This window comes from Bacillus nitratireducens, assembly GCF_001884135.1.
Lineage (GTDB): Bacteria > Bacillota > Bacilli > Bacillales > Bacillaceae_G > Bacillus_A > Bacillus_A nitratireducens.
The window spans coordinates 34,502-48,586 of the sequence record NZ_MAOC01000004.1 but is presented as its reverse complement, the minus strand read 5'-3'; the positions used below and the strand labels follow the sequence as shown (position 1 = coordinate 48,586).

Annotated in this window: 11 protein-coding genes; 7 read left to right on the top strand and 4 right to left on the bottom strand. The window is 34.4% G+C overall.

Translation table 11 applies throughout. The features are described 5' to 3' along the window. Positions 1-208 precede the first annotated feature (208 nt). From BAU23_RS00865 to BAU23_RS00855, 3 genes are all read left to right on the top strand, one after another. Complete coding sequence (locus tag BAU23_RS00865; RefSeq protein ID WP_001270072.1) at positions 209-2,275, top strand: LTA synthase family protein; 2,067 nt, start codon at positions 209-211, stop codon at positions 2,273-2,275. Between the two features lie 305 nt (positions 2,276-2,580). Beyond that, positions 2,581-3,441, top strand: a complete 861-nt coding sequence (locus BAU23_RS00860; RefSeq protein WP_000834895.1) for an ABC transporter permease subunit — start codon at positions 2,581-2,583, stop codon at positions 3,439-3,441. Beyond that, positions 3,431-4,456: an ABC transporter permease subunit gene (locus tag BAU23_RS00855; RefSeq protein WP_071733367.1), complete on the top strand. Its 1,026-nt coding sequence runs from the start codon at positions 3,431-3,433 to the stop codon at positions 4,454-4,456. Before BAU23_RS00860 ends, BAU23_RS00855 begins: the two co-directional genes overlap by 11 nt. Before the next feature lie 48 nt (positions 4,457-4,504). On the opposite strand, the gene BAU23_RS00850 is transcribed toward BAU23_RS00855, so the two are convergent. After that, on the bottom strand, positions 4,505-5,314 hold the full coding sequence (locus tag BAU23_RS00850) for an alpha/beta fold hydrolase (RefSeq protein ID WP_000498265.1): 810 nt from the start codon (positions 5,312-5,314) through the stop codon (positions 4,505-4,507). A 21-nt stretch (positions 5,315-5,335) separates the two neighbouring features. Beyond that, positions 5,336-7,363, bottom strand: a complete 2,028-nt coding sequence (locus tag BAU23_RS00845) for a catalase (RefSeq protein WP_016130386.1) — start codon at positions 7,361-7,363, stop codon at positions 5,336-5,338. 172 nt (positions 7,364-7,535) lie between these two features. On the opposite strand from BAU23_RS00845, the gene BAU23_RS00840 reads away from it, so the two are divergent. Continuing rightward, positions 7,536-8,765 carry an ATP-binding protein gene (locus BAU23_RS00840; protein WP_016130385.1) on the top strand — a complete coding sequence of 410 codons (1,230 nt, stop codon included), beginning with the start codon at positions 7,536-7,538 and terminating at the stop codon, positions 8,763-8,765. 25 nt (positions 8,766-8,790) lie between these two features. Then, positions 8,791-10,008 (top strand): ATP-binding protein, encoded by a 1,218-nt coding sequence (locus BAU23_RS00835; protein WP_071733365.1) that lies wholly within the window; start codon positions 8,791-8,793, stop codon positions 10,006-10,008. A 258-nt stretch (positions 10,009-10,266) separates the two neighbouring features. Here the strand turns inward: BAU23_RS00835 and BAU23_RS00830 are convergent, their stop codons facing one another. After that, on the bottom strand, positions 10,267-11,220 hold the full coding sequence (locus BAU23_RS00830) for a hypothetical protein (RefSeq protein ID WP_071733364.1): 954 nt from the start codon (positions 11,218-11,220) through the stop codon (positions 10,267-10,269). Positions 11,221-11,371: 151 nt separating this feature from the next. Further along, positions 11,372-12,292, bottom strand: a complete 921-nt coding sequence (locus tag BAU23_RS00825; protein WP_016130381.1) for a Nif3-like dinuclear metal center hexameric protein — start codon at positions 12,290-12,292, stop codon at positions 11,372-11,374. Between the two features lie 332 nt (positions 12,293-12,624). Here BAU23_RS00825 and BAU23_RS00820 point away from each other — a divergent pair, with 332 nt between their 5' ends. Beyond that, a complete protein-coding gene (locus BAU23_RS00820) occupies positions 12,625-12,948 on the top strand; it encodes an iron-sulfur cluster biosynthesis family protein (protein ID WP_000289574.1) in 324 nt (107 codons plus the stop codon). A gap of 207 nt (positions 12,949-13,155) precedes the next feature. Next, the gene (locus BAU23_RS00815; RefSeq protein ID WP_001255395.1) at positions 13,156-14,061 is read left to right on the top strand and encodes a DMT family transporter; all 906 of its coding nucleotides are present in this window, start codon (positions 13,156-13,158) and stop codon (positions 14,059-14,061) included. The last annotated feature ends 24 nt before the right edge of the window (positions 14,062-14,085 follow it).

Genomic DNA, 14,085 nt, shown 5'->3' with positions numbered 1-14,085 from the left:
TTATATCATAAAGTGGAATGAAGGAATTTAGGTTTTTAAGAATAAATAGTTTATATCCCAAAATTCCCCTATTTATTAAGGGAGAATTAAGAAACTAAAGTTATAGTAGAATCCAGTGTGAAGACGAAATGCATGAAAGTATGTTATCTTAATAGGAACTGTTTTTACGGTGCGGGGTGAAATTAATAAACAGAAAAGAGGGAATGAATTGAGGTATAATTTTTCATTTCATCAGCCAAGAAGAAGTATATTAATTTCAGCGATGTTAAGTGGCCTAGTAACCCTATATGTAGTACCCACACTTTTCTTGATTTTAAAATGTTTTAGTTTAGATACGATGAAAGATATTTTAAATCAAAAAATTGTCTTAAGTATAATGATAATTTTGATGTGGATTGTACTATTGTATGTTGCGTATTTGAATAAAGATATAGTTAACAAATTTAAACCGATTATTAGGATTTATATTAGAATGTTTTTAGTAGCGCACGTGGTTACTCTGCTTTTTATTTTCACGCAAAATAATATGAATCTCGTAAATACACTGAATTGGATTTACAATTATAACGCACAGTTTATATTTAGTTTAATTGTAATTTATGCGATATATGTTTTGGTGTATAACGTGCTTGGGAAAGTTTTTTTGAGTACTATTTTGACAAGCATTTTGCTAATTATTTTGGCTATTGTAAATCACTTCAAAATTGTTTTTAGGGGAGATCCACTATATCCTTCTGATTTTACACAGATTGGACATATGCAATCTGTTATACCAATGGTAATGGATTACTTTAGTTGGGGTTATATTCTTCTCGTTATTGTAAGTGTTGTTGTCTGTATTTTGGCGGGTATGTATGTGAGGAAGTATATTCAAAATGTAAAAGTTCATGCAGGCGTACGAGTTCTATTTATAATAGGATCCGTTTTTATTTTATATGTGTATTGTAATTTTACGAATACGTTTATGAATAAATGGTTTCAAAAGTCAGGTATAGAGTTCGTTTTGTGGGATCAAAATGAAAATTATGCTTCGAATGGTTTTGTGTTAGGCTTTATAAGTAATCTAGATACAACAGTTATTGAAAAGCCGAAAGAGTATTCAAAAGAAAATATGCTTCAAATAGCAAATGACATAAAGAAACAATATGGTAGCAACATAGGGGCGCAGAAACAAAAAGAGAAACCAAATATTATTTTTGTAATGAGTGAATCGTTTTGGGATCCAACGAAATTAACGAATCTTTCCTTTAGTGAAGATCCTTTACCGAATTTACATCAGTATATAGAAAGTTTTCCGGGTGGACAAGCTATTTCGCCGGCATTTGGAGGAAATACTGCGAACGTTGAATTTGAGGCGTTAACGAGTTATTCAATGAGTTTGTTAAAACCTGGATCTATACCATATCAGCAAGTCGTTACAAATAAGATAGAAATTCCATCTATTCCTCGAGCGTTGAAAAAAGAAGGGTATTACACAAGCGCAATTCATTCGTTCGGTCGCTCATTCTTTAAACGTGATGATGTATATAAAGTGTTAGGATTTGATAAGTTTAATGCACAAGATACGATGGAAAATGTAGAAGTTGATGGAGACTATATTAGCGATTTATCTATGAGTAAAGAGATAATAGCTGAATTAGAGAAGCAAAAGAAACCTACTTTTATTCATGCGGTTACAATGCAAAATCATTTTCCATTTACAGAAGGAAGATTTGGCGAAAATCAAATAGAGATTAGTGGTTTAGAAAATGAAGAATCGAAGGCTGAATTGGAGACTTATACAGAAGGCTTAAGACGTTCAGATGAAGCTCTTCAATATTTAATAGAGGAGCTAGATAATTTAGATAGACCTACATTATTAGTATTCTTTGGAGACCATCTCCCATCACTAGGAACAAATAAATCTCTTTATAAAGAGACGGGTTATATAACGAATGAAAAAACGCCAAGTGAACGATTAGCGATGGCGCAAACGCCATTATTAATGTATGCAAATTTTAATATATCAAATGACAATTTAGGTTTAGTAAGTCCAATTTATTTTTCAAATCTTGTCCTTGATTATGCTGGATTAAATAAGGTACCGTTCTATCAATTTTTATCGAAGTTATATGAAGAAATTCCCGTACTTCGTGACGAATTGAAGATAGGAAAAGACGGAGAAGTAATAAAAAGTTTAACAGCGAAACAAAAAGAAATGTTAAAGCAATATGAGCTTATTCAATATGACTTACTCGTTGGAAAGCAATATAGTAAGGAGATATTATTTAAATAGGCGACAAAAAAGAACTTGTATACGATACAAGTTCTTTTTTCATAGTATTTAACGGGGTAACCAGACAAGCTGGGTTTAGGGAGTATTACTTGTACATTTAGTATAAATTAAAATAGAATCGTTTTATTGATTGATTTGTGAGAAGTGTGTGAATTTTTCATTTAGTATATAATTGGATAATTTGTTTAATGCGTAAAAAACTCTTTAAAATTGCTAAGAGTTTTTTTATTCAGGTATATATTAAAATTTCAGAAAAATCAGTTATAATTAAACTGTATGGTAATTTTAAAAAAAGAGGTGGGATATTGAAAAGTTTTTGGGGCGAGAAAATAACAGAGTTTATCATTAGTATCGCAGTTATTCTTACTGTGAGCTACGTACCATTCTATTTGTTTCTAGGAAATAAGCTTGATTTTATTACATATTTACAGAGGTTAGCTTCTCCAAAGGAGATTGCACATATTGATACGAACACTATGCAGTCAATTCCCTTTTTTGAACGAATTATTGAACCGTATACGTATTCTATGACTATTCTTTTAATCGCTACTTGTTTAACAATTATTCTTTCAATTGGTCTTTCATTCGTATACTTATTAGTTTCTTCTAAAATTAAGAAGTGGATTGAGAGTTGTTTAATTTTAATAGAATCAGTTCCAGATTTGTTATTAATTTTTAGTTTGCAATTATTTGTTGTATGGATTTATAAACAGACAGGATATCGCTTCGTTACTATTTATGCGTTTAATGATGAACGTGCATATGTCTTACCTATTCTTTGTATGACGATTGTTCCAACTCTTCATTTTTTCCGTGTTATCGTTTTATTTTTAATGGAAGAGAAGAATAAGCCTTATGTGGAATTTGCTCGTGCAAAAGGATTTAGTAATAAATATATACTGTATGTTCATTTATTACGTAATATTATGTACCATCTATTAAATCACTTGCAGCCGTTGTTTTTGTTCATGATTTCAAGTCTTTTAATGGTAGAGGGAGCTTTTAATATTACGGGATATATGTCTTTCTTAATAAGGGCAGGCTCTTTAAATCCTTTAACGATGGCATGGTGGATTCTTTTATTATTTGTACCATTCTATATTTTATTTGCTATTATCCATTACCGAGTGAATCGTATTACAGGAGGGGCTTCTCATGATATATAGAAACTTTCGCTCCAAACGTTTTTTGTGTGGTGTTCTCTTCTTTATAGGGATTGTTGTAATTAGTTATCTTATTACATGGTTTGGTAAGGATTTATATATGAGTAAGACAATCTGGCTAAAAGATGCGAATGGGGATGTTGTTGCTGCAGCTCCGTTTAGTCCGCTTACAATACCACCACTCGGTACAGATCGTAACGGTTTTAACTTGTTTTTTCAATTACTAGTAGGTGCAAAGTTTACAATTTTATTTGTATTTGGTGTATGTGTTGTTCAAGTGTTTCTAGGCACTATATTAGGTGTAGTATTAGCTCATACACCATCTATAGTACAAAATTTATTTCAAAAAGTATGTAAAGTGTATTTCTTTATTCCGACAGTGCTATGGGCGATTTTGTGGATGTTTCCAATCATGTTGCACAGTCAATTAACTGGATTTAATATGGATATTATTATAAAGCAGTTTACTGTTCTTTGTTTTGCGCTGTTGCCAGCTGTTATTCTTTATGTGAATCAAGAAATCAATTTATTTATGAAAAATGAATTTGTTACAACTTCGAAAATATTAGGAGCTTCAAAGTTTCGGATTATTAGAAAGCATATATGGTTGTATCTAAAAGAAATTCTTGTCGTTCTTTTTTTACAGCAGTTTGTTCAATTATTTACGTTATTAATTCATTTGTCGTTCTTTGGGATTTTAATTGGAGGACGAGGTGTAGATTATGATACGGGGAAACCATATTCACTTACAAATGAATGGGCGGGTTTAATTGGTCTATACAAAAATGAATTTTTAGCAGCACCATGGATTGTCATTGCGCCACTACTATTCTTTACTGTTTCTATATTCGTTTTACATATGATGATCAAAGGAATAAAGAAAGAGCAAGGTGGTAGTCTATATTCTATGTATAAAAAGACAAAGAAAGAGCCATATGAACAAAGACAGGAAAAGAAGGAAATAGATAAATCATTGTTCATTCCGGTGTCTTCTAAATCGATAGAAAAAGGTAGTTAATGAAAAGAATTTGCCGTAAGGGCAAATTCTTTTTTTATTGTAAAGTAACTATGAATTTAAAAATTTAATAAGTTCTTTATTTAACTCATCCGCTTGATCGATAGGAGAGCCATGACCGCTATTTGTAAGAGGGTATATTTCAGAGTTTTTAATTCGCTCTTTTGTTAGTTCAGCGCTTTTATAAGGAATGAGCTGATCGTGAACACCGTGGAATATTTTTGTTGGGACGTTAATTTTACTTAAGTCTTTCGTTACGTCTTCGTTTGCAGCGGCTTGCAAAATTTTGATGAGAGCATAGGAAGCGGACTGCATACCGAGATAAGAAAACCATTCTAACGTAGCGGCTCCTAAGTTTCTATTAAAAAATGATAAAGATACATCATTTAGAAATTTAGGCAAATTTACATACATTTGATTAATAAGGGTATCTGCTTGTTCTTTCGGTACGCCGTAAGGGGATTGTTGTTTTTTTACGAAAGAGGGGGAGACGGCATCGATTAATGCAAGTTTAGAAATATGGCGACCGTTATATCGTGACATGTATCGAATAGAAAGAGCACCGCCGACTGAGAAACCAACTAACGTAGCATTTTCTATTTGAAGTGCTTCTAATGCAATTGCGATATCGTCAGCTAAACGATCATATGTGTAACCGGTCCATGGTTTATCAGATTGCCCGTTTCCGCGAATGTCCATGGCGACGCAGCGAAACCCGTGCTGTGGTAAAACATTGAATTGATATTGAAACATTTGGTGATTCAAAGGCCAGCCGTGTACGAAGAAAACAGTTTTACTGTCAGGACCTGGATTCATATCTTGCACAAAAATATGTACATCTTTTTCCACTGTAACGAACATGATATATCCTCCTCATGCGTGTTAATAGGCTCTTTCCCAAAAGCGCTGTTTTGTCATTGCCTGAATAAATTCATTCGCAAGTAGAGTAGGATTTTGTTCAGTTATAACGCCAGATTTTTCTTCGATATTTAAAGATTGAATAATAGTAGTTCCATTTTGAAAAGCGCCAATGGGCTTAAAGTGATTATATGATTCTACGACAAATGAACTTGCTTTGTTAAGAAAATGATCATCAAGATTTCCACCAATAAGAAATAGCCCGTCATAAAGAAGCGGTGATCCTGTTAAGAAAGTATCATTCACTTCCCACTGTACATTTTGTGTTCCTTGCACTATACCTAATCGTTCAGAAATAATTACTGGCTGAAGACCGACTCGTTTGAATTGCTGAAGCATAGATTGTGCGTTTTGCCCGTCATACCCGTTTGCAACAATGACACCTACTCGTAATGTACTGGGACTAAATGTTGTATTCGCCATACTGAGTGCTGGAGATGATTTTGTGACATTTGATTCTTGAACATTCGGTACTGTTGCTCCGACCGCTTCTGCGACTAAAGTAGCCAATTCGGTACTAATATGACCAATCATACTTACGACTTGTTGGCGAACGGATTTACTTTTTACTTTTCCTAATTCAAAGGAGAAGGCTTGCATAATATGGATTTTTTCGACGGGACTCATACTATTCCAAAATAAGCGGGCTTGTGAGAAGTGGTCTTTAAAACTTGCAGCTGTTTCTCTCGTTTTATGTCCAGATACAGTAGAAGGGTATGTAACAAATCCACCCTTTGTTCCGGGGACAGTGTAAGGAGAATTATTAGCTAAGGAGTTATTATGGTAAGCGACTTTCCCTTTATCAATTATATATTTAGAAGCACCATCTCTTTGGTTGTTATGAAACGGGCATATCGGACGATTAATCGGTAATTCTTGATAGTTTGTACCGACGCGCGCCAATTGTGTATCTGTATAAGAAAAGAGCCTACCTTGTAAGAGAGGATCATTTGTAAAATCAATACCACGGACAATGCTTCCAGGATGCAGTGCGACTTGTTCTGTTTCAGCAAATACGTTATCAACGTTCCGATTTAATGTCATTTTTCCGATGGTTTTAACAGGGAAGTCTTCTTCCGGCCAAATTTTTGTTGCATCTAATATATCGAAATCGTATTTAAATTCATCCTCTTCTTCTAAAATTTGAATGCCAAGTTCATACTCAGGGTAGTTTCCAGCATTAATATTTTCCCATAAATCACGGCGATGATAATCTGGATCAGCACCGCCTAGTTTTTGAGCTTCATCCCAAATTAACGAGTGAACGCCAAGCTTAGGCTTCCAGTGGAATTTTACGAATCGGGACTTTCCGTGCGTATTAACTAAACGAAATGTATGAACGCCGAATCCTTGCATCATTCGAAAACTTCTCGGAATTGAGCGATCCGACATAATCCACATCATCATCGCAGCTGATTCTTGATTATTGGCGATAAAGTCCCAAAAAGTATCATGTGCTGTTTGCCCCTGAGGAATCTCATTATGTGGCTCGGGTTTAAGAGCATGAATAAGATCCGGAAATTTAATGCCATCTTGAATGAAGAAAATGGGAATGTTGTTTCCTACTAAATCGAAATTACCTTCTTCTGTATAAAACTTAACAGCGAACCCTCGTACATCTCGGTTCGTTTCATTTGCACCTTTTGATCCAGCAACTTCGGAAAAACGAATAAAAATAGGTGTCTTTTTAGATGGGTCTTGTAAAAAATGAGCCATTGTTAAGTCTTCTAAAGATTCATATAGCTCAAAAACACCATGTGCTCCGTAACCACGGGCATGAACGACTCTTTCAGGAATTCGTTCACGGTCAAAATGAGCGAGTTTTTCTCGCATAAGGAAATCTTCTAAAAGTGTAGGACCACGATCGCCGGCGGTTAAAGAGTTTTCATCATTTGAAATTTTGACACCCGTATTCGTTGTCATCTCTTTTCCTTCATTGTTTTTCGTAAAGGATTGTAACTGTTCTATCTTCTTATTTTCCCGACTATCCATATAAAGCACCTCCCATACTATACGTATTATTGTTCATGGTTTTTATGCTTACATATGGTCTGGAGAAGTATATTATCTATGGATTGATTTTCCTCATTTGTTCAATTTATCTTTGTTTGTCTATGAAAATCATTTATTATAATAAATGGTATTCTTTTGAAGGGGTGTTGAAGTGGAAGAGAGTTTTCTATCAGCTAAAGAAGAAAAAACAAACGCTAAGATTTTCTTATGGGTAATGCATATTATTTTAATTGCATATGAGGTTACATACACGATTATAATAGAAGATACAATGCCTTTAGGAAATTGGTATAAAGTGATATGGAAGCTTACATATATTATGGTTATATTAGGTATTAGTGTTTACTTATTTGAGAGAGGAAAAGCGTATTTAGTTAAATATACATATTTATTTGCATACATAATCGCAGAGATTTTTAATATTGGATGGTATGTTTTTCATAATACAATAGCATTTGATGAAGGGAATGTAATTGAATTTCTTTTCATTTTCTTCGTACCGATATTTTTGAGTAAAAGATATTTATTTATCTTAGCGCCATTTCTTATAGGGAAATATATGATATACCTATTTGTGTTTGGAGAACTTAACTTGTTTATGTCTCTTGTTATCAATATGTTGTTGCTTTTCGTGTCATTTATTATTTTAAATCGATTTTTACAATATCTTTCAGCAGTAAAGGGACGTATTGCAGAAGCAAGTCAGTCACAAAAATTGGCGGTTATCGGAAAAATGGCAGCGACAGTTGGGCATGAAATTAAAAATCCACTTGCTTCATTAAAAGGGTTTACGCAATTACAAAAAGAGAAACACGAAAAAGATGCAACATATGGACAAATGATTCTTGAAATAGAAAATATGAATAACATGATTAGTGAATTAATGGAGATTGCTACATGTAAACCTTCTGTTTATGAAAAGCATATTGTAAGTGATGTTTTAGTACAATCAGTAGAAAATATGCGCGGAAAAATGGACGAGTTAAATATAAATTGCACCTTTAATGAAGAGAAAAATAGAAGTGAAATTGAATGTGATAAACGCAAATTAAAAGGAGTATTTTTGTATGTTATTAAAAATGCTTTAGAGGCAATGGAACATGGTGGAACATTAAAAATACAAGTTGAAACTAAAAAAAGAGATTACGTAATAGTAAGTATAGTAGATAGTGGCTTTGGGATAAAAAAGGATAATTTAGGAAGAGTTAAGAATGCCTTTTATACAACAAAGCAAGAAAGAATTGGATTAGGTCTTACGGTAGCAGAGCGAATTATTACAGAGCATCTTGGAGAATTACATATTTCTAGTGAAGTAAAAAAGGGAACGAGAGTAGAAATAGTGCTCCCGAAAAAGCGTAAGCGCAATGTGACACAAGATTAAGAGGGCTTGTTAAAGGAGTTATCATATGGAAAAAGGCAATATATTTGAAAAAGAAGAGATAAAGGCGTTAAAAATATTTTTAAGCTTATTCTTCTTTATATTTTTTGCGTATGATTTTTCTGAAAAGGCTATTGTTCTTTTATCAGATGAAAATCAAAAACTAGCAGATGTTTTTGGAGAAGGATTAGGTCTATGGCTATATAGTTTGATGATTGGATTATTCCTTGTCGGACTTTATATTATAAAATGGGGAAATCCGTATATTGTGAAGTATATTATTTTAATTGGCTATAATATATTGGATTTTATTAATAACTTCATTATTTATTACGGAAGTGATGCAGAATTTGATGGCGGGAATATAGTAGAAGGATTCTTTATTTTATTTGCACCGATATTTGTGAATAAGAGGTACTTTTGGCTAGTTGCCGGAACTATTGTTGGAAAATATGTACTTATGGGATTCGTTGTTCAATCCTTTATCGTTCTTATCCCAATGGCATTATACAGCGCGTTTGTTATTGTATGTTGGATTATATTCTTAAGATTCCAATCTTACGTTCGTACACTTGAAATGATGGACAAAGAAATACAAAAGGTAGAAAAATTAGCAATGGTTGGAAAAATGGCAACAGTAATTGGCGATAAGATTAGAAGACCATTAGAAAAATTGAGAAAACTTGTGAAGAAGCAAGAAAAAAAACATCCAGAAGATAAGATTTATAGTGAAATTATGAGACAGGAAATAGAGCGAATTCATACAATAGCTACAGAACTCAGTGGGTTTGAGAAGTCTAAATCGGTAGAGTCAGAAACTCATAATATTAAAGAAATTATCTCTTATGTTATCAGGGTTATGGAAAAGCCAGCTTTAGAACAAGGGATAAAAATGCATGTTATTTATAGTAAAGATATCCCTTCAATTACATGCGATGAAAAACGATTGAAACAAGTATTTTTTAATTTAATAAAAAATGCGATTGAAGCAATGTCAGTTGGCGGAACTATTACTGTGAAAGTTATAGTGAAAGATGTAATCATTGTGCAAATTATAGATGAGGGATGCGGCATTCCAAAAGATAAAATTCCGAAGCTAAATGAAGCTTTCTACACAACGAAAGAAACTGGAACAGGCTTAGGGTTAGTAGTTACGGAAAATATTATTAAAGATCACCACGGTAAATTGAAATTTGAAAGTGAAGTTGGAGTTGGAACGACTGTTGAGATTATGTTGCCGATTTAACGGTGGGATATTTTAAAAAGGGGAAATCACTTTCTTTAGAGTGATTTCCCTTTTCAGTGTGGATGGAAGTACGGAATTTTAATAAACGGGATGTTTACTACATTAACAGGGGGGATAAATTCAGACATCTAAAATATGGTTATTTTTAAAGGGAGGGTATAGAATAAATTTGTCTGTTATTTGTTTTAATTTAGTTGTAATCTTTTTGGCCTCGGCAGCGAGGTCCTTTTTTGTAAATGAATGATTTGTAAGTGGGGACTATATATCAGTGATTAGAAAAATAGAGTATACAGCACTTGCAGTAATCCCAGGGGTAATATAAAGAGATATCGCATCCCCCCTCGAGACCGGGTTTCCAGTTGTAATACTAGTCCAAGTTACAGTGGCGGGTCCAGGTGCTGGAGTAGGGTTATACACTTGAGGTTGTCTAGAACCAATATCCGTGGGTTTAATTGAAAATGTCATAGTCCCCGTAATTTTATCTGTAGTGGTTAAAGTAATAGTAGATAGGATGTAACCAGAGGTAGGAGCAGAGAGGTTTGTTGGGACATTCTTGCAAATATCAATCGTATAAACAGCAGCGGGTAAGTTATTAATATTTATAGATGCAGCAAAACCAACTATATTTCCAGCTCCAGCAGTTACATACGGAATAACGTTAGAATCAATTCCTGGAGAACCTGCTATACGTTGAAACCCAGCATTCGTTCCTTGAAAAATCATACTTTTCGCTGATGAACTACCAGCAGTTCCGGTAGGTCCGGTTGTGCCGGTAGAACCAGTGACTCCAGTAGGCCCGGTTGTGCCGGTAGAACCAGTGACTCCAGTAGGTCCAGTTGTGCCGGTAGAACCAGTGGCTCCAGTAGGTCCAGTGATGCCGATAGAACCAGTGGCACCAGTAGAACCAGTAGGACCAGCCTCTACTAATACGATATAATCCGGAGATACATTCGGAAAACCTTGAGGTGCATCTTTTTTTACAACATAGCCACTACTCGTGTAAGTCACAACTTGTCCCGTTTTATAGTTAGGAGCGGCCGCTAGACTAAAAGCGGTAGTGCTTTGTAAACCGGCCCCAGCAGTTCCAGTAGGTCCGGTGGCGCCAGTAGCACCAGTAGCACCAGTAGCACCAGTAGAACCAGTAGGTCCAGTGATGCCGATAGAACCACCGTTACGTCTACCGTCACAACTAAAACAATTGCGTTGATACATGTACTTTCTCCTTTCTATATTTTTGAAAATCTATTATACAAGTAGAACTACTATATATATATTGTAGATTCTATATTTTTGTGTGGCCGATTGTATTGTGTATATAGTTTTCAAAAGTAGAGGAGGTTTTATTAGTTTGATAACTAAGGTTTTATAACCACCATTTTTCCTGTGGAAGCAAAGTAACATCCGCACCAACATTCTCTTTAAACCAATCATACATCAATGTCTCTTTCACTAAATATTCAGAGGCAGAGTGCGACACACCGATGAGCGACATATTTGTTTCTTTTACGTAATCCATAATGAGCGAGTATTTATGCCTGCCGTAATCATTGTCGATATGACAATGGATTTCTCCTGTAATATATGCTTCAGCTCCTTTTTCTTCTGCTTCTTTCATTAAAGAAACGACATCGCCACATCCAGCGATAACTGCAATTTTTTTGATGGAATCATGTTGTTTACCTTCGAAGTCTGTATACGGAATGTTAAAGAGTTTCTTTAGATGTTTTTGGAGTTTTTCTGTTGTTGTTTCGTCTATTTCACAAATGAGGCCGACTGGTTCGTTTTCTGGACCACCGTAAGCAAACCCTTCAATTACATTGGCTTGTAGTGCTTTAGCGATTGAAATGCTAGTTCCAAATGTTTGATGAAAATCCATTGGAACGTGACATGTATATATAGAAAGTTGTTTTTCTTTAATTGCCTGCAAATATTTTGATGAAATTGGAGTAAATCCTCGCCCTGACTTTCCGAGTGGATCACCGCACTCCATCACAATTGGATGGTGCATGAAGAGTAAATCACCTGGCATGGATTGTGAAATGAATTTTTCGAGAACATCATCCGTTGGGAACACAGCTAAAAAGATTGTGTTTACATTTTCAGCACCTCTTATCATAAGACCGTTAAATAACTCAACAAAAGTCGCTTCGAAAAATTGTTGCCATGGAAACTGGATTTGATCATATGTAGCTGGAAGGAAACGACTAAAGGAACTGTCTTTTCCGTATTTTTCAATTTGGAATAAATGATTAAGTGATTGTTCTATTTCTTTTAAAGCTGGCATGTTGTGTTATCCTCCTTAAAATAATCCTTACCCTGTTAGTTGTTTTTGTTTTTCGTGGCAAAATAAGAAGCGGATAGGAAGCACAAAAAACCTAGAATCCAACCGATAGAAGGAGAATAGGGAAGTATATGTTGTAATACCATTCCGCTAGAAATAAAAAAGCTACCGAGTAGACCTAAGAAGATGGGGTATCGCAGTAATTTGAACATACGTGATACAACCTCCTTTATTACATATATTGTATAGTAGTCTCAATTTTCTGTATATAAGATTTAAGAAAAATGGTGGTACAATATATAAATGATAAGAGAAGAGAGGATGTAGGTTCACACATGTACGTTACTGTAACAGAGGCAGCATATAAAAAGATTATGGATACGATTCCAAGTGAAACGAAATATATAAAGTTATTTTATGATAATGAAGGTTGCGGTTGTGTCATGAGTGGGATTATTGATTTAGTAGCCGTTTCAGAAAAAGATGAGCGCGATGTAGATATCGAATCAAGCGTACTAAACTTTATTGCAGATCGCACAAAGCTTGTATTTATGGATGATAAGTTAACAGTTGATTGGCATGAAGGTGGAGGAACTTTTCAGCTGAAGAGCCCGAGCCAATTTTATAATCCAAATATGAAGTTACACGTTCGAGTGTAAGAAAGAAAAGGTGGTTCCAAAATATTTTTGGACCGCCTTTTTATTATATAAGGTGCTAGCAGTGTCGGGTAAGTCGATATTCTTTTTTGAATCACGGATATAAGTTTATGGATTAAGGTGCTTCATACAATACAAAGATTTTTTCACATAATGAAATGTACATGTGATTGAATTTTCTGTATAATTTTACTTGCGGGGGGGATACGCATGAGAAGATGGGGGATTGAGTTGTTAATTTTAGCAGTCGTTATTATTTGGGGGATTAATTTTACGATTGCGAAATATGGACTTTTAGAATTTACAGCAATTGAGTTTACTGCACTTCGGATGATATCGGCGGCACCGCTTATGTTACTCCTTACATTTTTTATTGAAAAGTCGGTTTATATGGAGCGAAAGGATATACCTAGATTAATCATCGTTAGCGTTGTAGGTATTGTACTGTATCAAACATTATTTATGGAAACTGTCAAATATACATCCGCTACAAATGCCTCTTTACTCATTTCTATTTCACCTATTTTTACAACTGTATTTGCGATTTTTTTGAAACAAGAAAAGTTTTCTTCTCGAAAGTTAATCGGTTCAATGATTGCCTTTTTTGGTGTAGCGTTAGTTTTAGTAGCAGGGCATTCGCTTATTAGTTCTTTTTATGGAAATGGAATTGGGCTAATTACATCGATATGCTGGGGGCTTTATCCTGTTTTAGCAGGGCCATTAATTAAAAAATATTCAGCACTACGTGTTACCGCATGGTCTGCACTAGTTGGCGCGATTCCGCTCTTATTGTTAAGTGGTCCACATGTATTTGTAATGCCATTTCACATTACGCACGGAATGACACTATTTGCTTTACTATATTCTATTTTCTTTGTAACAGTATTTGGTTTAGTGATGTGGTATGTTGGTGTTCAAAAAATTGGGGCGTCACATACGATGGTATATATGTATATAACACCACTTGTAGCTGTTTTATTTGCAGCTATATGGGCAAATGAATATGTATCGTTCCAACAAATAATCGGTGGAATTATTATTTTCTTCGGTCTATGGTTTGTGAAATCGGAGAAAGTAAAAGTGCATGCTACCGTACAGGAACCTATATCAAAATAGGAAAACAGATCACCTATGATCTGC

Coding starts and splice junctions, on each gene's coding strand:
- BAU23_RS00845 (WP_016130386.1), bottom strand. CDS start 7,363: ATGGATAGTCGGGAAAATAAGAAGATAGAACAGTTACAATCCTTTACG.
- BAU23_RS00850 (WP_000498265.1), bottom strand. CDS start 5,314: ATGTTCGTTACAGTGGAAAAAGATGTACATATTTTTGTGCAAGATATG.
- BAU23_RS00830 (WP_071733364.1), bottom strand. CDS start 11,220: ATGTATCAACGCAATTGTTTTAGTTGTGACGGTAGACGTAACGGTGGT.
- BAU23_RS00815 (WP_001255395.1), top strand. CDS start 13,156: ATGAGAAGATGGGGGATTGAGTTGTTAATTTTAGCAGTCGTTATTATT.
- BAU23_RS00855 (WP_071733367.1), top strand. CDS start 3,431: ATGATATATAGAAACTTTCGCTCCAAACGTTTTTTGTGTGGTGTTCTC.
- BAU23_RS00825 (WP_016130381.1), bottom strand. CDS start 12,292: ATGCCAGCTTTAAAAGAAATAGAACAATCACTTAATCATTTATTCCAA.
- BAU23_RS00820 (WP_000289574.1), top strand. CDS start 12,625: ATGTACGTTACTGTAACAGAGGCAGCATATAAAAAGATTATGGATACG.
- BAU23_RS00835 (WP_071733365.1), top strand. CDS start 8,791: ATGGAAAAAGGCAATATATTTGAAAAAGAAGAGATAAAGGCGTTAAAA.